Origin of the sequence: Pseudalkalibacillus hwajinpoensis (assembly GCF_015234585.1) — a bacterium.
Taxonomy (GTDB): Bacteria; Bacillota; Bacilli; order Bacillales; family Guptibacillaceae; genus Guptibacillus; species Guptibacillus hwajinpoensis_B.
This window is the reverse complement of the sequence record NZ_JADFCM010000008.1, coordinates 690,772-710,045: the sequence shown is the minus strand read 5'-3', so window position 1 is coordinate 710,045 and position 19,274 is coordinate 690,772. Positions and strand designations below refer to the sequence as shown.

The following is a 19,274-nucleotide window of genomic DNA, read 5'->3' as shown; positions in this document are numbered from 1 at the left end:
AAAAGAGCTACAACTCCCAGTGGAACACTGGTTTTTGTAGCTCTTTCTCATTTCTAACCACTATTCAACGTGCTCTAAAATGGTCTCTCTAAACTCCGCTAAAGCTCGATCCGTTTCTATCGTATAGCCGCATTCCAATCCAACAAAACCATCAAATCCTGTCTCTTTAATTGCTTTTAAGATGTTCGTATAATTTAACTCACCTGTCCCTGGCTGATTTCGGCCAGGGTTATCAGCGATATGATAGTGATGAATGCGATTCCGATAGTTCGTCGCGTTTCGAATCACATTCCCTTCTGTAATTTGCTGATGATAAACGTCGAAAAGAAGCTTTACATGAGGACTATCAACTTGATCTATGATCGAGACCGCTTGATCTGAATATTGAAGAAAATGCCCTTCGTGATCGACAAGTCCATTTAAAGGTTCTACTTCAAGCACCATTCCAGACTCTTCACATAGCGCTGCACTCCGTTTAAGAGTATCAATCATTGCATCTTGTTGCATCTTAATAGGCGCATCGATCATAACGTTCCCCGTTTGTGTAATAATTGAAGTTGTTCCAAGTCTTTTGCATGCTTCAATTGTTTCAGTTAGTCCACTAAGAAAAAGCTCACTCATTTCGGGATTAACTAGATTGAAAGACCTTGTACATGTTGCTGTAATTCCAACCCCAATACGACTTTGTGCTTTAGCCACTTCATTTAAATCGAGCTCTGTCCAATCATAATATTCGAGTCCATGAAAGCCGTGTTCTTTCACTTTCTCCAAATGAGTAATCACATCGTCACCAGGATAAGCACCGATACAAAGAGAATATTTCAACAATCACTCAGCTCCTAATAGTCGTTATGACGGTCTATTTACTTCTTAAACACCATTTTTCAGGTGTTTCCTATACCTATTAAGGTAATCATCTCTACTTATCTGCTTTCAAAGAGTGCTAGTTTCGTTAAATGAAATATGGAAAATAATATCCGAAAGAAACAAAGAGTCCAACCGTCGTAAAAAGAAGTGTTCCAACAAAAAAGGGATGACGTGTCCCTCCCCTATGGATCGCAACCGCACCTGACTCAAAACCACTATGAAACTTTCCAACAGTGCGACTTGCATTTTCTTGAAACGGTCTAAAATATGCGGGTAGCCAAATAATAGCTATAAGAAAAATTCTTCCTACGAACCATGAATCGATGAAATTCCAGCCGCTCATGACCGATATGGTGGCCACTAATCCACTCTCAAACAGTAGCGTAACGACGAGAAGCAACCCATACCGGTTGAAAGAGCTGAGTTTACTTAACAAATGTTTTTCAATGAACGCCGAAATCTTACTTAACGCTCCTGCTACTGAAACAGCTACTATTAAAAAGACCATGCAAAAAAAGAATTTCACAACCAGATTAATCACACCCTCTAAGAGATAATGGCTTCTTCTTCGAAAGAAACGCTTCTCTTAAAGTACGGATCACCTTACAATAAGTTCCATATTATTCAATGAAAAATCTATTATATCACCCGCAAAACCCAGAGCTTACTAACTTATTTGACCGCTTTAATAATCATCGTAGTTGGAAATTTCTTTGCTTTGTATAAAGAATAATATCGATCTGAAACAGTTATGTCCTCCTCAGAAAAAGAAGAAGAGACATCACTTTCAATCACCTTTTTTATCGTAAACCCCGCCTGGATTAATTCATTTATGTAAGTCGACATTTTCCTTTTATGAATCGTCATTGTGACGCCTTCACCTTTGAAATCTTCAAATGTATGAAGGCCTTCATTTTGATAAGAACCGTTAAGCGTCACTTCTCCCTCTTTACTTTTCAAATGAACATATAAAGGATGATCCCAGCTAAAAACAAAGCTTCCTCCCTCTTTTAAGTAAGAGTAAATCAATGCGAAAGTTTTCCTTAGATCTGTTGTCCATCCAATCGCATAAATAGAAAACACATGATCAAAATAGTTTTTAGGAAGGCCAATTTCTTCTTCCATTGGCGTACAAAAAAGATTGGGGGATAAACCTGATAACGTTTCCTCAGCCTTGTGTTTTTGCTCTTCAGATAAATCGACGCCCCACAGTTCTTCTGCTCCATTATTCGCCATATACCGTAATGAATGCCCACTACCATACCCAATCTCAAGTACTTTACTTTTCTCAAGCTGATCAAGTAGCTGGAGCTCATTCTCCGTTTGAGCAAAAGGGCCATACGCAGGTAGCGCGTCTACCCCGTTAAAATGATGAGCAACTTTATTCCAACTTCCTTTGTTTTGTTCCAATATCGTATTTTTCATATTCCTCTCCTCCTCCAACTACTTCCATTTCGAGAGGATAATAGGAGAATCCTTTTTTCTCAAACAATCCTTGCAGCAGCGGTGGCTTATAATGAACAAAATGGAATCCGAGACAACATAAAAAAGGACAGGCATCTGCCTGTCCTAAATGTTATCCTGCTTTTGCAGTGTCTTTTAATGTTGCTTTCTTCGATGTTAATCGATCAACAAGGCCTGACAAAGCCCCATCACCTGTTACGTTACAAGCTGTACCAAAGCTATCTTGTGCAAGGTATAAAGCGATCATTAGTGAGATCATCGTTGAATCGAATCCAAGCATTGTTTCTAACAGTCCGATCGCCGCCATAACAGCACCACCTGGTACACCAGGCGCCGCAATCATGGTGACCCCAAGCATAAGGATGAATGGAATGATCGCAGCGAATGTAGGCTCCTGTCCATTCAAAAGCATAACCGCCATCGCACACGAGACAATCGTAATCGTGCTTCCGGAAAGGTGAATAGTCGCAAGGAGCGGAACGCTGAAATCAGCAATTTTCTCTCGTACACCATTCTTTTTCGTTTGTCTTAGCGTGACTGGAATTGTAGACGCTGAAGACTGAGTACCGAGCGCTGTAAAATACGCTGGCATCATTCCTTTCAGAAGCTTAAAAGGATTACGAGATGTCGCTGCACCAGTAATGCTATATTGAATCAAAAGCATTGTCATATGAAGAAGAATAATCATGACGAACACTTTGGCAAAAACACTTAAGATTGTTTGGACTTGTCCAGCACTTGTCATGTTTGCGAAAATGCCAAGAATATGAAGCGGTAGTAATGGAATAATGACGTAGCTAATCACTTTCTCAACGATTGTTCTAAACTCAATCATAACCCCTTTTAGCATATTCCCCTTCATCGCAGCCATGCCAAGTCCAAGTGTAAACGCTAGAACGAGTGCCGTCATAACGCCCATTATAGGAGGGATCTCAACTTCGAAGAAAGGCTTTAATAACGATTCTTCAGGATTCGCCATCTCTGAAGCGGCTCCACCGGTTTCAAGGAATAAAGGATATAAATTTCGTGCAGCAAAGAAAGCTAGCAAACCAGCTAGAAACGTAGAAAGGTACGCAACTGAGGTTGTAACCCCAATTAACTTCCCTGCACCCTTCCCAATTTCACCAATTCCCGGTGCAATAAATCCAATAATAATGAGAGGAATCGCGAAACCTAGAAAGTTTCCAAAAATCCCATTGAATGTAGCAAATAATCGTACGGTCCATTCAGGGAAATAAGCTCCAATAACAATTCCAAGGGCAATGGCAATAAGAATACGTGGCAACAGTCCAATTTTCTTCATAGTGTCCTCCATACAAAAACATTTGTCCATCTCAGGTGTAATATATGTGTACTTTACTAAAAAAAGAGTCATCCTGCAAGACATATTCGTTAGAAACAAATAAGAAAGTTTGATTAACAAAGTATTATATGGATAAGTTGGATATTATTCTCATATCGGATCAAAAAAACAAAAGACGCAAGCGCTACGATAAAACGTAACTTGCTTGCGTCAGTTTACGCTCATTCTATGATCATCAAGCACAGTGCTCAGCTATGAGCGAGCATCAGTCGCTTCCTGTTACAAAATCATCTTCTTTCATTGAGGCAAGAATGTAACCGCCAGTTACGCGATCATTCTCCTTCACATGAAGTTCAGAAATTTCCCCGCTTACTCCAAGCGTAATTTTCTCGGTATTGCCCTGTCCGTTGCGAATGACAAACATTGGCTCCCACTCATATACTCGAGATGCATGTTTGACGAATACTTTCTCGATAACTCCCTCACATGGACAGACCACTGAACGATTCATGGTTTCTTTCCCCTTTCCAGCTTGTAATAGTTCCTGTATGGAACAGTTTGTTTTCTATACTTCCATGATATGTTTCGCATGTTTTTCTATGATGCAAAACGAATGTTTTCTTTAACCTTGCGTCCATTTTACCTGCTTTTTTCTTTTTGACAACCCCTATATTTCTTGAAAACCCTTTATAAACTAGCAGATTTAATTTAATAATTGACCAATTACATTTTGCTAAGATAGCGTCTCTTTCTTGCGAATTATTATTTGATTCATCACTTCATGTAACTAGTAATCTCATAACCTCGCATACTATATTTGCTACACAGTGTTTTTTTAAGCACACAACATTGCTGAAAATATTTCAACATAGTAAAAACTGAGCAAAAAATAAAAAGTAAAATGATTAGTTCTATTCTTTCCAATACGTATGACAAGCCCAATTCGCTGAACTTTTATCTCCCTGTAACTTCCATCTTCGCTTCTCTAACTCCCGTCCTAAAAAGCGATTGAAAAAGCCATGCCCAACTAAAACGAGAGGCTCCTTTGCCTTTGCACATTCCTCTAAAACATCGGCGGCTAACTTTGCACGCTTTCTCGCTTCCTTTCGAGTTTCTGCTTGGTTTGATAAACCAATAAACCAAAGAAACCGATAAAAGACTGTCCACATTTGAGGTTTGATCTTTAGGAAGCGTATGTTGTAAAAGGGGAGTTCCAGTTCTCGGAAGATTGGATCGCTTTGAATCGTACTTGCCTGCTGCGCTGATTCTAGAGACCTTGGCAATTCACTCGTTAATACTAACGGTGCTTGTTGTAAAATAGCTTGAACCTGTTGAGGAGCTTCATCACATATGCCTTCTCTATTATATTGACTAACCCATTTGCGATAAGCCTCACTAGTTATCCGTTCCGAAAAATCGCAGGCGGATTTTCCATGTCGTATTAAACTTATTTTCACCTAATCCCATCCCTGCTTTATAAGATCATGCTTCCTCATTCATTTTCTTTATCGTTTCTTTATCAATTTCGTCACGTATGGATTTCATAATAGCGTGATCCTTCACATACTCTTTCCCATAAGTAAGGTTAAATTCATAATCAAAACCAGGGGGATTCGTGCCCTGGGTATGTTGTATAATCGTTTCCATTTTATCGAGTGCTTTTACAAACTTGGCTTCTTTCGTGTAGCCTCTATTATACTCCTGACAGATTGTAAGAATGTCATGCTTTCCCTTCTCACCAAGGGATGATGTGAGACGTTGAACAGCCTCTTCTTCCTTTTGTACTTTCTCCTTTTGATCGACTTGAACCGTAGCAGAGATATCCCCGTCATATGCTTCTCCAAGATCGTGAACAAGGCACATAATGAGTACTCGTTTTGTATCAAGCTCTGGAAACTGATCACTTAAAGCAAAAGCAAACATCGCTAGCCTCCAGGAATGTTCGGCAACGCTCTCTCGTCGACCGCTTCTCATGTAGGCAGTTCTTGTCGTATCCTTTAATCTTTCAAGTTCCTTAATGAACGTAATCATTTGATAAGCATCCATGAATGATATCCTCCTTCTTCCAAGATGCTGTGACATCCTTGATTCAATAAGTGCGAAAAACGTGATTGTAGCATTGCTTATTGTTCTTTATATGTAACTAAACTCTCTTTCGTCCCCTTAAAAGTCGATTTTCCATTCAAAATAGTCGAAATACTACTCTTACATACAAGCTTTACCAACATTTTAATTATCAGTTGCTCGTGAATCCCTAACCGTTTTATTCCATTACCATAACCTTTTTCTCCACAGTAAAAAAAGAGAACAGGCGATACCTAAAGGTACCACCTGCAGAGAGTATATAGGTCTTATTCCTTTTATGACGGAGATGGTAAAGAACCAACGGTAAACCTACACTAAAGCTAGCACGCTCTTCTCCAAATCGTTTTATTAAATCAACTTTCTACCTTTTGCAACTAGAATTAATAACATGGGGAATCCAATTCCATAGATCGATGCATAAAGGGTCCATGTTTTCGATACAAAATCCTGCATATAAATAATGTCAGGATAACTAATTTGTGCTAAAACCAAGCTCCCTATTCCAAGAGGAAATAACAGCAGTCGATAGTTTTGAACACGAAAGATATGCGTTAACGTACGTGCTGAGGTGTAGAACAAAAGAACTAACTTAAAATAAATAGAAAGCATCCAAACAATCGCCACAATGACTTCAATTCGTTCGACGATCTTCCCGATGCTAATTTTCTTTGCAAGAATATACGTAGGATACGTATACCTTGCTGTGAAATCCGCTCCTAATACAAGGATTGTGGCACAAATAATAACAAACAAAACGACGCTACCCATCGCGGTTCCTTTTAAGAATGAAATGCTCAATTTATTATGTTTGTCTACGTGTCGATAGATCATCAGAAAGGCAACTAATTCGAGAAATGGCAAACCAATAAAGGGAATAGAAGCCCTGATAATTGGCTTAACACCGTTCTCCATTATCGGTTTAATCGCTTCAAATTGCATTTCAGGCACTAGAAGAATGGTTAGCAAAATGAGAAGACAGAAAACCCATGGAAAAAAGATTTCACATGCTCTTGCAATGGTTTCTATCCCCAGACTTGCGCCCATAATAACGACGATCATAAAGATGGTAAAAATGATATATAGCGGCGTTTCAATCAGTATTTGGGTCGTTAAAAAGTCTCCAATATTTCTAAGGACAAGAGCTGCAAGAAGAAAGAGAAAGCTAAAAAACAAAAGCGATGCAATCTGACCAATCCATTTACCGAGTACTTTCTCACTCGCTTCCACAATCGTCATATCAGGAAATTTCTTCATAAAATACCCATAAAAAACGACAAGCATTGTTCCGACTCCAATTGAAACGATCGCCGAAATCCACGCATCTTGTTTTGCTACAGCAGCTAGACCCGCAGGAATAATTAAGATGGAGCTTCCAATTATGTATAAGGCAACTAACCATGAGAATTGACGCGTATTAATGATTTCCTTTGCCATCGCTCAGACTCTCCTTTTGATAGCTGGAACCTTATAGTTTTACTTCTCCCTTATCGACTAAACATAATGAAAAATGACCAATAGAAGCATAGAGATGCCTACCGATAATGGAAGTGCAATCGTTTTATTACGATGATGAAGGTGGACCATCGGAAACATCACAATAATAAATAATAATGACCATGCGAGGTTCCATCCATTGTAATAAGTAATCATCTGAGCCTTGGAAGCTATAATCTCCACGAACCAAAACCCTGTTATCCATTTTACATTGTATAGAAACCTTCTTTTATGCATTGGATAATTAGACAGATAGAGTAGCACAACTAAAGGATTAACAACGAGGTTATGTAGTAAATGAACATTAAATTTACTAAAGAAAATGTCTTTTTTAAACTCCCAAAGATGAAATTCTTCGTACGATATCGTTTCATAAATGGTCGCTGCTAACGCAATATAAAGCATACTAGGATAATATTTTTCCCAATTTCTCCAATCGCCTTTCCAAAAAACAAAAAACAGTAGCGTGATAATAAGGACAATGTTCATTGTTATTCTCCTAATTCCTAACGGTATATGTTTCGTATCATCATGTGTATTTTGGATAAAGATACGCTACTTACCATAGCAAAAAACATTTTTACATATTTATACAAAAGTAGTATGCATCTTTCTGAGCCAATTATGCATAATAAACGAATTTCCGCTCTGATTTATAGCAATATCGATTTATCACGTTGAGGGGGATAAAAAAACAATCGATGTGTAAACCTACTTATGAAGAAAATAATGTGGGGGATTTGTGATGAAACGGATAAGGCGATTAAAGGAAACCAAAAAACGTAATGAGAAGGACTCTTCCACTGAAAGTACATTCAAAGATATTAGCCTGGATCTTCAAAAAAACATAGAGAACATAAAGAAAATGCTAGGGGAAAGTTCTGATTTAACGATTAGGGAGATTCGTTCTGGTACAGATGAGACAATGCTTATCGCTGTTATTTTTATTGATGGACTTGCAGACAAAGTAATGGTCCAAGAAAGCGTCATTGATCCATTGATGCTAGATATTCGAAAAACGGATATATCGATGAACGTCATACAAAATGCTAGTTTTTATGAAATCCTAAAGCATTTCTCTCTTGCTGCCTGTGAATTAAAAGAGATTCATCGTTTTCAACCCCTCTATGAGCATCTCCTTTCTGGAGATACAATCATACTTATTCAAGATGAGTCTAAAGGATTTGCGATCGGTTCAAGGAACTGGAAGGATCGCGACGTAAATGAACCGACTTCCCAAACCGTCATTAGAGGGCCGAAAGATGGTTTTACGGAAACGATACGAACAAACACCGCTTTGCTCAGACGAAAAATCAAAGATCCCTCTCTTTGGATCGAAACGAACCCAATCGGCCATAAAACAAAAACAGATGTAGCCCTCGTTTATTTAAAAGGCGTTGTTGATGAAAATATATTGCAAGAAGTACGCGAACGGTTAAAGAAAATTGATACTGATAGCATTTTGGAAAGTGCCTATATTGAAGAATACATTCAGGATAACACCTACACTCCTTTCCCAACGATCTTCAACTCTGAACGACCTGATACGATTGCAGCTGGCATACTAGAAGGCAGAGTGGCTATAATAGTTGACGGAACGCCATTTGTGCTTCTTGTTCCAACTTTATTTGTTCAATTCTTTCAATCGAGTGAAGATTACTATCAACGTTTTGATATAAGCGTAATGGTTCGTCTATTGCGATATATCTCCTTTTTTCTTGCTTTGTTAACACCTTCCGCATATATTGCTGTGACAACCTTTCATCAAGAGATGCTTCCTACATCCCTCCTAGTTAGCTTAGCTGCACAGCGAGAAGGAACGCCTTTTCCAGCACTCATTGAAGCGTTATTAATGGAACTTACCTTTGAGGTGTTACGTGAAGCTGGTATTCGTATGCCTCGCGCAGTCGGTTCTGCCATATCCATTGTTGGAGCATTGGTTCTTGGACAAGCTGCTGTTGAAGCTGGTATCGTCTCTTCTGCAATGGTAATCGTCGTCTCTATCACAGCTATTAGTAGCTTTGTTATGCCTTCATTTAACTTAGCGATTTCCCTTCGAGTTCTTCGCTTTCCGTTCATGTTGCTTGCTGCTACATTTGGTTTATTTGGGATCATTACTGGTATTATTGCAATGGTCCTTCACTTGTGCAGTTTGCGCTCATTTGGCGTGCCCTATATGTCTCCTATGGCGCCCATTATCCCGAAAGACCAAAAAGATAGTATTCTACGTGCGCCGCTTTGGAAAATACGAACACGCCCTTCCTTCATTAGCAAAAACGACAAAACCAGAAATGCTACACCTCCACCAAAACCAGAATCAAATTAACTATAGGATAATGAGAAGGTGATCATGGACATGATAGCTTACGTATATCGACTTGCCACTTTGTTAACATGTTTATTTCTGTTAACAAGCTGTTGGAGTAGTAAAGAGCTTAACGAAATAGCGATTGCTACAGCCATCGGAATTGACAAAAGCGATGAGGGTTACTTGCTGACCGTTCAAATCATTAATCCAGGAGAAATCGCCTCAGATAGTCCAACAAATCGGACGGCTACGACAACATATCGTTCTTCTGGCGAAACGCTATTTGAAGCTTTTCGGAGATTAACGGTGCAAGCACCTCGAAAGGTTTATTTTTCTCATGTTCAAATCGTGGTGTTTGGGGAAGAAGCAGCCAAAAGTGGCATTGTCCAGCCTCTTGATTTTCTTTCGAGAGACCACGAGATGAGAACCGACTTCCTTCTTGTTATCGCAAAAGACACGCTCGCTGATCAACTCCTAAATATTCTAACACCTATGGATAAAATTTCGTCCAACAAGATCGTTTCCTCCTTTTATATGTCTGAACAAAACTGGGCGCCAACTCATACCGTTAAATTAGACGAACTTATGTATAAACTTTCTACCGATGGTAATGAAGCCGTCCTTACTGGAATTTTTATTAAAGGTAATCCTGAGCTAGGAAAAGATAGTAGAAGTCTTGAAAAAACAGAGCCCCCTACAACTGTTCAAATTAATCATATTGGTGTTTTTAAAAATGATAAATTAGTCGGCTGGTTTAATGAGGATGAAAGTAAAGGATTTAATTATTTTACGGACAATGTCACGAGTACCATTGTCAATGTTCCTTGTTCCAACAGTAGTACAGGTATTGAAGTCATTAGAACAATAACATCATTAAAAGCAAGCTTAGAGAATAACACTCCTCATATCGATGCAAACGTGCGTGTAGATGGAAACGTAGGCGATGTGGAATGCGACATTGATATTACCAATCCACAGACAATAAGAAAGTTTGAAGCAATGGTCGAAAAAGACATTCAATCTAAAATGGAGTCAGCTGTTTCTGCTAGTCAAGATAAATTCAACAGTGACATCTTAGGTTTTGGTGCCCTCATTCATCGCGAACATCCAGATCAATGGCGAATGTTGAAAAACCATTGGAATGAGGAATTTAAAAACGTCGAAGTGGATTACACCATCCACGCAACCATTCAACGTACCGGAAACATCACCGATTCTGTTCAAAGAAAGGATGGTGAGTAAAACGATGTGGTTTATTATCGCTGTCGGTGTAGCCTCGATTCTAGTAACCGTTATGGAGGCAGCCAAATTACGAAAGAAAAAGCAATTGAAAGATCTTTGGGTATATAGCATCCTTCTATGTATCAGTTTTACTTTCTTAGTTCTAAATAAACTTCACATCCATATCCCAACCCCGATTACGATCGTGAATTTCATACTCGAACCATTGAGTAACATATTGTATGGATGGTTGCAATAGCGGTGCGCGGTGCCTGTCACCACCCGTTAATTGTCATATTGTGTCGTATATAAGCAAAGACGCCGTTGAATTCGGCGTCTTTGCAATAGCTCTAATGTCCTTCTCTCTTCCATACATAATAAGCTTCTGGATTCTCTAATTTCCTCACCCATATGCTTTTCTTCGGAGCGATACGATCAGAAACTTTGTACCATACCCCACCTCTCATTTTTCGATATAGCTTCAAACGAGCAAATACTCTGTCACTAAAACTTAGTGAAGGCAATAGTTTCATGAAATAACTCATCATGCCTTCACGCACCTCCCTTACTTTTAAGTCAACAGAACATCGTATGCGCTCGTTTTAGACTTCATGACTAAAATAGGCGTTATTTACCAGAAAGGAAATGTCACTCTTGTGGAACAATGAGGAAGAAGAACTTGAAGGAGTGATAAAGAATGGACTTGCACGATTCCACTTACGAGTCAGGACAAGACTATCAAGCAGGTGATGTCGTCTATGTGATGTACCGCAATCCTCATACGTACAGCGTGGCTAACATCCAGGAAGCAGCCGTTGTAAACGATCCTGATGAACCTGGTAAGCTCGCCTTATTCTTATACGAAACATACTATCCACTTGATTCCGACATTGCGATCTATCATACAGAAGCGGAAGCAGAACAGGCCTATGCCACATACTTTGGATCCATAGAATAGGAGGGCTTCCATTGGTCAAACCTTTTGTACCACAGCTCGTCTACATGGAACCACGGGCATTAGAATATCCACTCGGACGGGAGCTGCACGAGAAGTTCTCTAAAATGGATATTGAAATTAGGGAAACAACATCACACAATCAAGTACGAAACCTCCCGGGAGATAATCACTTCCAGCAATATCGAGTTGCTAAATCTACACTCGTTGTTGGGGTGAGGAAAACGTTGAAATTTGATACGTCTAAACCTTCCGCGGAATATGCGATTCCTTTCGCAACTGGTTGCATGGGGCACTGTCATTATTGCTATCTTCAAACTACGATGGGCAGCAAACCCTACATACGCACGTATGTAAATACAGATGATATTTTTGATGCTGCAGAAAAGTATATGCAAGAACGAGCACCTGAACCTACCCGGTTTGAAGCATCCTGTACATCAGATATCGTCGGCATTGATCACTTAACGCATACATTGAAGCGTGCGATTGAGTACTTTGGTAAATCTGATCATGGACGTCTTCGGTTTGTGACGAAATTTGCACATGTGGATCATCTACTTGATGCGGATCATCAGGGAAGAACACGGTTCCGTTTCAGTATGAATGCAGATTACGTTATTAAATTTCTAGAACCCGGAACTTCGAGACTTGATGAGCGCATCGAAGCAGCCGCTAAAGTCGCTGAAGCAGGCTACCCACTGGGCTTCATCATCGCACCTATCTATTTGTACGATGATTGGAAGCAGGGCTATCTGACTCTATTTGAGAAGTTAGAAGCCAAACTTCCTAAGAGCGCAACGAAAGACTTAACATTTGAACTCATCCAGCATCGATTCACAAAACCAGCTAAGCGCGTTATTCAAAAAAATTACCCGATGTCTAAGCTTGAAATGGAAGAAGAAGATCGTCTTTACAAATGGGGGAAATATGGTATTGGAAAGTACGTTTATCAGAAGGATCAGCAGCAGGACATGAAAGACACATTCGGAAGTTATATTGATAAGTTCTTTCCAAATGCAAAGCTAGAATATTTCACGTAAGGAATTGGGCGGTGACAGGCACCGCCCGTTTTAACTCGAACGATGTCGAAACACCAATACTCAAAAAAGGCATGGAAGCGAAGTCGCTTCCATGCCCTTTATATGTACAGCATCATTTAATTTAAATAGAAAAATAAGCAAATTTAAACCCAACCCCGCTTCGTCGTCACTATAAGTGTCTCAAAGCCCGCGTAAAAGCAGGTGGGTACCCGCACAGCTACCTTTAACGTCCCGCTCAGAAGGCCGGCTTGTTATTAGCAACTGGATATAGAGTTCCCGGAAAACTAGCATCGGTTTGAGACAACCGTTGTTAACGTGCGTTGCAGGAAATGGGTATTGCTTATGACTATACTCTACACCTTCGTTTACTAAAAATCAATGGTTGCGATTTCCAGTTCCGTATACTTTCTCCCTTTCGATATTAGGTCAAAAGAGTACCAGTCCATCTAAAACAACCAGCGACTTAATGAAATAACAGCCGTAACTGTGATCATGCTGAGAATGGTTGAGGCAAGTACAATCTGTGCAGAGAGTTCCGGCTCATTTTCATACTCCTGAGCAATAATAGCACTGTTCACAGCTGTCGGCATGGCTGATGAAATCAATAACGCTTGAGCTGTAACCCCGTCAATACCTAGTACAAAAATAATCCCCAGTGCAATGGCAGGTCCAAGCAACAGACGTAGCATTAAGCTTACATAAACAACAGATAAATTTTTAGCGAACCGAAGCTGGGCCACTTGAGCTCCTAAAGTTAACAAAGCGATCGCCACCATCGAATCACCAATGTACCCTGCTGGAATTAATACAAATTCAGGCAGTTCCACATGGAGTAAATTAAATCCGACTCCAAGAACCATCGCATATAATACAGGCATTTTAAAATACCCAAGAAGCGCATTTAATTTATTTCCTTCTACCGTCTTTAAAGAAAAGATTCCCCATGAGAACGTAAGAATGTTTTGAAACGTTAAGATGATAACTTGAATCGACATAGCAAACGGATCATGCTTAAAGACAAGATCATTTACCGGTACGCCATAGTTTCCTGAATTATAGAATAAGATGCTGTTTGTAAACGATGCGCGTACACTTCTACTATAGCCGAATAAACGGCTAATTAAATAAGAAACAACATATAAAATCACAATTAACAAACTAAAAAAAGTGAGCACCGATAAAAACAACGATAACGAAAAAGCTGTTTCATACAGCTTTAAGAAAATAAAACCCGGCACAATGAAATAAATATTTACTTTCGCAAGTGTGTACAAATCAAATTGAAAAATACGATGAAGTAAAACACCGATCCCAATGAGAATGAACACGGGTACAATAATTTCAATAAATACACCAATCAAAAAGAGTCCCTCAATTCAATACTGCTTTTTTTATACCTTTACAGTTTACATGAAAGAGAGCATTTCTTCAGGACCGATGCTTATTCAAAAGAGTTCCTGAATGATCCCACACGATTGAAGTTCAGTTCTTTCAAGAAACCTTTTCCTTAAGAACTTCTCTAAGAATCGCGTTAACGCCCTTACGTCGCTTCCATAAGAAACCTATTAGTGCACGATCATCTAAATAATTTTCCTGATCATCACAATAAGAGGCTCCTTTGCAATGCACGGAAAATGAACCACCTTGGTATTTCATGACCGTACACTGTCCTTCTTTTTCTGTATCCTCAAAAACGAAGTAATGTTTTTGACCTATTTGGTCAAATTCAGCAATTTGCTCAAAATTCTTCAACAACGTCTCAACATCTGTTTTACGCTTAATAATGTTCATGGTCTTCCTCTCCTCTTCTCAATAAATAACCCTCTCTGTATTCATATATCATTCGATTTAACTCGCTAAATTCCTTTTTTCCTAAAAACACAACAAAAAGCCAGCCAGTATGGCTGACTTTTTCATAAGGATTATTGAAATTCTTCAATCTCATCATATTTTACATCGATTAACTGGTCCTTCTTAGGGTTAACGAGGACATAGACTCTAATTTCCCTTGATTGTCCATTTTGCTTTAACGTAAATTCAAAATCGTATTGCTCACGAACATCGGATATAAAAACCTTCCCATCATATCTGTAGTCTGTAATTTGTTGATCGGGATACCTTTGACTCGTCTCTTGAATCGCTGTTTTCCCCCACTTCGCATAAGAAGGTGGTTCAGCTCCAACTTGTGCGATCGGAACAAGGAGTATGAAAGTCATTCCTAAGACGGCAATCAGTTTATTTAACAAAGTAACTACCTCCATTCAGTTTACTCTGAAGATAGTATTCATTCCTTTCCTCCTAATCATGCACATACCAGTTAAATCCCTTCGCTAATTTTTAACGGGTGGCAGGAACTTGACAATCATGCGGATGAGCACTAACACAAAGATTGTACTGATGAATGTATACATCCAAGTCCAGCTTATATAGTGTATAAGATTTGTGTATCTTTCTAAAAAGTATTCCATAATAGTAATAATAGAAGAAAACACTGCAGCCTTCACGATAAAACCCAACCACCCAGATCGATAAGTACTTTGATAATAGTAAATGCCTAATACAGGAAATAAGATATATTCATATGTAAAACTGGAATCGAAATGCGTATTAAACAAGTTAACTGGATAGGAAAGCAAATTCTCTTCAACCACAATGACACCAATAATCGATGACAAATAGCCTGTTAATAAAAAGAAGAGAAGCCATTCTTTTATTGGCGGCTTTCTAAGACTGTAAACGAACAAAAGAACACCAATACTAATTAAAATCCAAAGTATTGATTCTTCTGATATCATGATTCATCACCTTCAATTTAATCCTCTATTCTAATATTATCTCCCCTACCCGTCTGTACTATTCAATGTTAAACAAAGGAAAAGGTTCACGATTTAACATTTCGCACCATCGTATGAAGGGTTTAATTAAAAAAGTGAAACAAATTCCTCTTCATACGGTTTAATGACGAACCCCAAGGGTAATCCTAAAGTGTTAGTGATTGAAATTGAAGGGAGTCCCTTGCCATGATAAAAAAATTATTACCATGGCAGCTACGAAAATATTTCGAAATGTCTAAACGCATTCGAAAACATGAACTTCAGGCTACGCTCTGGTATATGCCAGGGCTATATATTTTAGGAGCCTTCGTATTCGTAGCTGTTACATTATATTTTGATTTAGTTTTTGAACTATCAAATTATGTACCTGAGATCTTACGCACAACAGCTCAGCCAACACGATTGTTAATCAGTGCCCTCATAGGCGGTATTTTAACTCTTAGCGCCTTTACACTCAACTCGTTACTCGTTGTTCTCACGACGTTTAGCGGACAATTTTCACCTAGAATGCTTCTTAACTTCGTTGCCGATCGAACAACTCAGCACTTTATCGGCATATTCCACGGAAGTTTTGTTTATGTGCTCATCATTTTCTTATTCCTTACGAGCAAAGAAAACGAATATTTTGTAGCCATTCCCAGCATGACTGTTTTACTCGCATTTATCACTGTTGTCGTGTTTATTTTCTTTATCAATCACGCAACGAGCTGGATGCAGGTACATAATATTGCTACAAACATGAAGGAAGAATCGATCTCAATCGTAAGAGAAACGCTTCGAAACGATCTTGAGCAATTCCGTGCTGAAGAACCAGGAGACTTAATGGAAAAAGAACGGGAGACCGAAACGCTTATTACTTCTCCTAGTTCTGGTTATATTCAACTTATTGATTTCCAAACGATGATTGAAGAAGCTCACAAAGATCAAATCATCATCAAACTCCATAACAAAGTAGGAGACTATGTCTTAAAGGGTAACCGCTTCTTCTCATATTGGGGTGCTGGAGCTGAACGAGTTAACCCAGAAAAATATTGCGATTTCATTGAATTAGGTTATAAAGAAACAGAGATTCAAGACCTAAAAATGGGAATGACCAAGCTATCAGAAATTGGTGTGAAATCACTCGGTAACGATGACCCCCAAACTTCAATCACCATCATTCATCAAATGGCTGATCTACTTCTTGAAGTGGAACGAGACATTACCTTCACTCCATACCTTGCCGATCACGAAAAGCAAGTAAGAGTTGTGATGGATGCAGAAGACTTCAGTTATTACCTTTATCGAGGATTTGGGTATTTAAGACACTATGCCGGTGATAACTATCCGATCATTACGGAGATCATTTCAGCACTTAGCATGGTTTCTCAATCCATTAGCAAAGACAAATTGGATGTTGTGTGGGACTTCGCAAAAAATTCAATGGATCACATTCCGAAACAATTCATCTATGATCTTGATCGAGATTATCTCCTACAACGTCTCTATGATCTCGCTGTATTTACAGGGCATCAGGAAGATTACAAGCCCATTGAGAAGCGTTTAATCCAAATTGAACAACAGCACTCTTAAGGATACAAACCAAAAATCATACAAAAAAGGTGACCTCCAGAGGTCACCTTTTCCATTTAGCGATATGTTGCTACTTTGCTTACAATTTCATCTTCCTGCTGAAGCTCTTCAAAGGAATACACATCTTCAACAAATATTTGGTGCCAGAGCATAAAGATTAGCACGGTCCAAATTTTTCTTGAGTAATCGCCTTTTTCCGCTTTATGCGCTTCTAAAAGCCTCATCACAAGTGACTTATCGATTAAGTAATCCGTTTCACTCACATGAATAAGCTGCTTTGCCCATTCATACAACTCTTGCCTGAGCCAGTGGCGAATCGGCACAGGAAAACCAAGTTTTTTTCGATCGAGAACATGGTCTGGTACAATCCCACGTGCCGCTTTACGAAGAATGGATTTAGTTGTACCATCTGCAATTTTTTCACGAACTGGAATTTCACGAGCGACTCGGAACACTTCTTTATCAAGAAACGGCACACGAAGCTCTAACGCATTTGCCATTGTCATCTTATCCGCTTTTAAAAGAATATCTCCTCGTAACCACGTTTGAATATCAACATATTGCATTTGATTCACAGGATTGTCTTTCTTCACATTCTGAAAGAAAGGTTTTGTGATCTTTTGATAATGCTCATTTTGATAATAAGTCGTTAAAAGCTTTTTCTTTTCACTTTCTTCGAACATCTTCGCATTTCCAATATACCTCTCCGAGAGCGGTGTTGATCCACGTTCTAGGAAGCTCCTTCCGCGCATTCCTTCAGGAAAAACATGTGCAACGCGATTCACCATTTTTTTCATCATCACAGGCATAGGCTTGAAAAGACGGAGCGCATCAGGCTCGCGGTATATGTTATATCCACCAAAGAGCTCATCTGCCCCTTCACCTGAAAGCACAACCGTTACATGCTTCCTAGCTTCTCTGGCGACAAAATAAAGCGGAACACAAGCCGGGTCAGCAAGTGGATCATCCATATGCCACATGATTTTTGGTAACTTTTGCACATACTCTTTTGCAGAAATCATGTAAGAATAATTGGGAACGTCCAGCTTATCAGCCGTTTCTTTCGCAACATCAACTTCTGAATACCCATCCCGTTCAAAACCAACAGAAAATGTTTTTATTTGCGGATTAAATTTCTTTGCCATCGAAACGATAATGGAAGAATCTATCCCCCCAGATAAAAACGAGCCAACCGGGACATCACTTCGCATGTGAACATTAACAGAATCATAAAGAACATTCTGAATGTCCTTCACCCAATTTCGTTCTGTTGTAATCGGTTTAAATGTCGCATGGAAATAGCGTCTCATCACCATGGGCTCATCATGCTTTTTAACAAAATAATGACCAGGCTCAAGCTTCTTTATTCCTTCCGTCATCGTTAGCGGTTCTGGTACATATTGAAAGCTTAAATAATGTTGAAGAGCTGAAGGATTCACGGCTTCGAATTCTTCAATCATTGTGATACTTTTTTTCTCAGAAGCAAAAATCAGCTCCTCATCATTCTGCATATAATAAAGGGGTTTAATGCCAAATGGATCGCGAGCGCCTACTAATTTCTTTTCAAGTTTGTCCCAAATAAGAATCGAAAACATTCCTCTTAAGTCAGCGAACGCCTTCTCCCCTTTATGTACAAATAACGTAAGAACCACTTCTGTATCCGACTCCGTGTGAAACGTGTAACCTTCTCTCTTCAACTGTTCACGAAGTTCTACATAATTATAGACTTCACCATTGAAGACCATCCAATATCGCTTATCTTCGTAATGATAAGGCTGATGACCACTTTCAAGGTCAATAATACTAAGCCTTCTAAAACCAAGAGAAATCGATTCATCTGTATAATAACCTTCGTCATCTGGTCCTCTGTGTGTAATAATTTGATTCCTTTTCACAAAATCAGAATGATCGTAATGGTCCGATTTTCCTGGTTCTGTACGTAACACTCCAACAAAACCACACATAGTTGTAGCCACACTTTCTTTTGAATTAACACTCCCATTGTAACATTATTGTAATCCAATCGTAACCTTTTCGTTATAAAAGTTCGTTAGATTGACTGTATTTATGACAGTATCTGTCATTTTATTTAAAAAGAATTCAATCTATTAAACGATTTCAACTTGTT

The 19,274-nt window shown here is 39.0% G+C and carries 21 protein-coding genes and 1 other RNA gene; 6 read left to right on the top strand and 16 right to left on the bottom strand.

The window, feature by feature from the left end; translation table 11 throughout:
- Positions 1-60: 60 nt before the first annotated feature.
- From IQ283_RS15390 to IQ283_RS15350, 9 genes are all read right to left on the bottom strand, one after another.
- A complete protein-coding gene (locus tag IQ283_RS15390) occupies positions 61-828 on the bottom strand; it encodes a TIM barrel protein (protein ID WP_242057360.1) in 768 nt (255 codons plus the stop codon).
- 124 nt (positions 829-952) lie between these two features.
- A complete protein-coding gene (locus tag IQ283_RS15385) occupies positions 953-1,393 on the bottom strand; it encodes a hypothetical protein (RefSeq protein ID WP_206759482.1) in 441 nt (146 codons plus the stop codon).
- 146 nt (positions 1,394-1,539) lie between these two features.
- On the bottom strand, positions 1,540-2,292 hold the full coding sequence (locus tag IQ283_RS15380; protein ID WP_194221002.1) for a class I SAM-dependent methyltransferase: 753 nt from the start codon (positions 2,290-2,292) through the stop codon (positions 1,540-1,542).
- 151 nt (positions 2,293-2,443) lie between these two features.
- A complete protein-coding gene (locus IQ283_RS15375) occupies positions 2,444-3,634 on the bottom strand; it encodes a dicarboxylate/amino acid:cation symporter (protein ID WP_194221001.1) in 1,191 nt (396 codons plus the stop codon).
- 265 nt (positions 3,635-3,899) lie between these two features.
- Positions 3,900-4,145, bottom strand: a complete 246-nt coding sequence (locus IQ283_RS24190) for a biotin/lipoyl-binding protein (RefSeq protein WP_226612333.1) — start codon at positions 4,143-4,145, stop codon at positions 3,900-3,902.
- Positions 4,146-4,545: 400 nt separating this feature from the next.
- Positions 4,546-5,091: a phosphoglycerate mutase family protein gene (locus IQ283_RS15365; RefSeq protein WP_194221000.1), complete on the bottom strand. Its 546-nt coding sequence runs from the start codon at positions 5,089-5,091 to the stop codon at positions 4,546-4,548.
- Positions 5,092-5,116: 25 nt separating this feature from the next.
- Entirely contained in the window at positions 5,117-5,680 is a 564-nt protein-coding gene (locus IQ283_RS15360) for an HD domain-containing protein (protein WP_198427148.1), read from the bottom strand.
- A 387-nt stretch (positions 5,681-6,067) separates the two neighbouring features.
- Positions 6,068-7,153, bottom strand: coding sequence for a GerAB/ArcD/ProY family transporter (locus tag IQ283_RS15355; RefSeq protein WP_194220998.1), 1,086 nt, complete (start codon positions 7,151-7,153; stop codon positions 6,068-6,070).
- Between the two features lie 57 nt (positions 7,154-7,210).
- Entirely contained in the window at positions 7,211-7,702 is a 492-nt protein-coding gene (locus IQ283_RS15350; protein ID WP_194220997.1) for a CBO0543 family protein, read from the bottom strand.
- A 256-nt stretch (positions 7,703-7,958) separates the two neighbouring features.
- Between IQ283_RS15350 and IQ283_RS15345 the strand changes: the two genes are divergently transcribed.
- The 3 genes from IQ283_RS15345 to IQ283_RS15335 are packed head-to-tail and all read left to right on the top strand — an operon-like array spanning position 7,959 to position 11,001.
- Positions 7,959-9,539 (top strand): spore germination protein, encoded by a 1,581-nt coding sequence (locus IQ283_RS15345; RefSeq protein WP_194220996.1) that lies wholly within the window; start codon positions 7,959-7,961, stop codon positions 9,537-9,539.
- A 30-nt stretch (positions 9,540-9,569) separates the two neighbouring features.
- Complete coding sequence (locus tag IQ283_RS15340; protein WP_194220995.1) at positions 9,570-10,763, top strand: Ger(x)C family spore germination protein; 1,194 nt, start codon at positions 9,570-9,572, stop codon at positions 10,761-10,763.
- A gap of 4 nt (positions 10,764-10,767) precedes the next feature.
- Entirely contained in the window at positions 10,768-11,001 is a 234-nt protein-coding gene (locus tag IQ283_RS15335) for a hypothetical protein (protein WP_206759481.1), read from the top strand.
- A gap of 91 nt (positions 11,002-11,092) precedes the next feature.
- Here the strand turns inward: IQ283_RS15335 and IQ283_RS15330 are convergent, their stop codons facing one another.
- The gene (locus IQ283_RS15330) at positions 11,093-11,290 is read right to left on the bottom strand and encodes a hypothetical protein (RefSeq protein WP_206759480.1); all 198 of its coding nucleotides are present in this window, start codon (positions 11,288-11,290) and stop codon (positions 11,093-11,095) included.
- 149 nt (positions 11,291-11,439) lie between these two features.
- Between IQ283_RS15330 and IQ283_RS15325 the strand changes: the two genes are divergently transcribed.
- The gene (locus tag IQ283_RS15325; protein ID WP_194220992.1) at positions 11,440-11,700 is read left to right on the top strand and encodes a transcriptional regulator SplA domain-containing protein; all 261 of its coding nucleotides are present in this window, start codon (positions 11,440-11,442) and stop codon (positions 11,698-11,700) included.
- Positions 11,701-11,711: 11 nt separating this feature from the next.
- Complete coding sequence (splB, locus tag IQ283_RS15320) at positions 11,712-12,740, top strand: spore photoproduct lyase (protein WP_194220991.1); 1,029 nt, start codon at positions 11,712-11,714, stop codon at positions 12,738-12,740.
- 148 nt (positions 12,741-12,888) lie between these two features.
- Here splB and ssrS read toward each other — a convergent pair.
- The 5 genes from ssrS to IQ283_RS15295 all read right to left on the bottom strand — a co-directional run bounded on the left by ssrS (position 12,889) and on the right by IQ283_RS15295 (position 15,535).
- Positions 12,889-13,072, bottom strand: a non-coding RNA gene (ssrS, locus tag IQ283_RS15315) — 6S RNA.
- A 114-nt stretch (positions 13,073-13,186) separates the two neighbouring features.
- Positions 13,187-14,101 (bottom strand): AEC family transporter, encoded by a 915-nt coding sequence (locus IQ283_RS15310; RefSeq protein WP_242057359.1) that lies wholly within the window; start codon positions 14,099-14,101, stop codon positions 13,187-13,189.
- A 130-nt stretch (positions 14,102-14,231) separates the two neighbouring features.
- Positions 14,232-14,531 carry a hypothetical protein gene (locus tag IQ283_RS15305; RefSeq protein ID WP_194220990.1) on the bottom strand — a complete coding sequence of 100 codons (300 nt, stop codon included), beginning with the start codon at positions 14,529-14,531 and terminating at the stop codon, positions 14,232-14,234.
- 131 nt (positions 14,532-14,662) lie between these two features.
- On the bottom strand, positions 14,663-14,986 hold the full coding sequence (locus IQ283_RS15300; RefSeq protein ID WP_206759479.1) for a DUF3889 domain-containing protein: 324 nt from the start codon (positions 14,984-14,986) through the stop codon (positions 14,663-14,665).
- An 84-nt stretch (positions 14,987-15,070) separates the two neighbouring features.
- Positions 15,071-15,535 (bottom strand): CBO0543 family protein, encoded by a 465-nt coding sequence (locus IQ283_RS15295; protein ID WP_194220988.1) that lies wholly within the window; start codon positions 15,533-15,535, stop codon positions 15,071-15,073.
- Positions 15,536-15,760: 225 nt separating this feature from the next.
- Between IQ283_RS15295 and IQ283_RS15290 the strand changes: the two genes are divergently transcribed.
- Entirely contained in the window at positions 15,761-17,146 is a 1,386-nt protein-coding gene (locus IQ283_RS15290) for a DUF2254 domain-containing protein (RefSeq protein WP_194220987.1), read from the top strand.
- Positions 17,147-17,202: 56 nt separating this feature from the next.
- On the opposite strand, the gene asnB is transcribed toward IQ283_RS15290, so the two are convergent.
- Positions 17,203-19,110: an asparagine synthase (glutamine-hydrolyzing) gene (gene asnB, locus IQ283_RS15285; RefSeq protein WP_194222255.1), complete on the bottom strand. Its 1,908-nt coding sequence runs from the start codon at positions 19,108-19,110 to the stop codon at positions 17,203-17,205.
- Positions 19,111-19,274: the final 164 nt, after the last annotated feature.

Coding starts and splice junctions, on each gene's coding strand:
- IQ283_RS15380 (WP_194221002.1), bottom strand. CDS start 2,292: ATGAAAAATACGATATTGGAACAAAACAAAGGAAGTTGGAATAAAGTT.
- IQ283_RS15375 (WP_194221001.1), bottom strand. CDS start 3,634: ATGAAGAAAATTGGACTGTTGCCACGTATTCTTATTGCCATTGCCCTT.
- IQ283_RS24190 (WP_226612333.1), bottom strand. CDS start 4,145: ATGAATCGTTCAGTGGTCTGTCCATGTGAGGGAGTTATCGAGAAAGTA.
- IQ283_RS15360 (WP_198427148.1), bottom strand. CDS start 5,680: ATGGATGCTTATCAAATGATTACGTTCATTAAGGAACTTGAAAGATTA.
- IQ283_RS15355 (WP_194220998.1), bottom strand. CDS start 7,153: ATGGCAAAGGAAATCATTAATACGCGTCAATTCTCATGGTTAGTTGCC.
- IQ283_RS15350 (WP_194220997.1), bottom strand. CDS start 7,702: ATGAACATTGTCCTTATTATCACGCTACTGTTTTTTGTTTTTTGGAAA.
- IQ283_RS15345 (WP_194220996.1), top strand. CDS start 7,959: ATGAAACGGATAAGGCGATTAAAGGAAACCAAAAAACGTAATGAGAAG.
- IQ283_RS15340 (WP_194220995.1), top strand. CDS start 9,570: ATGATAGCTTACGTATATCGACTTGCCACTTTGTTAACATGTTTATTT.
- IQ283_RS15335 (WP_206759481.1), top strand. CDS start 10,768: ATGTGGTTTATTATCGCTGTCGGTGTAGCCTCGATTCTAGTAACCGTT.
- IQ283_RS15330 (WP_206759480.1), bottom strand. CDS start 11,290: ATGATGAGTTATTTCATGAAACTATTGCCTTCACTAAGTTTTAGTGAC.
- IQ283_RS15325 (WP_194220992.1), top strand. CDS start 11,440: ATGGACTTGCACGATTCCACTTACGAGTCAGGACAAGACTATCAAGCA.
- IQ283_RS15305 (WP_194220990.1), bottom strand. CDS start 14,531: ATGAACATTATTAAGCGTAAAACAGATGTTGAGACGTTGTTGAAGAAT.
- IQ283_RS15295 (WP_194220988.1), bottom strand. CDS start 15,535: ATGATATCAGAAGAATCAATACTTTGGATTTTAATTAGTATTGGTGTT.
- IQ283_RS15290 (WP_194220987.1), top strand. CDS start 15,761: ATGATAAAAAAATTATTACCATGGCAGCTACGAAAATATTTCGAAATG.
- asnB (WP_194222255.1), bottom strand. CDS start 19,110: ATGTGTGGTTTTGTTGGAGTGTTACGTACAGAACCAGGAAAATCGGAC.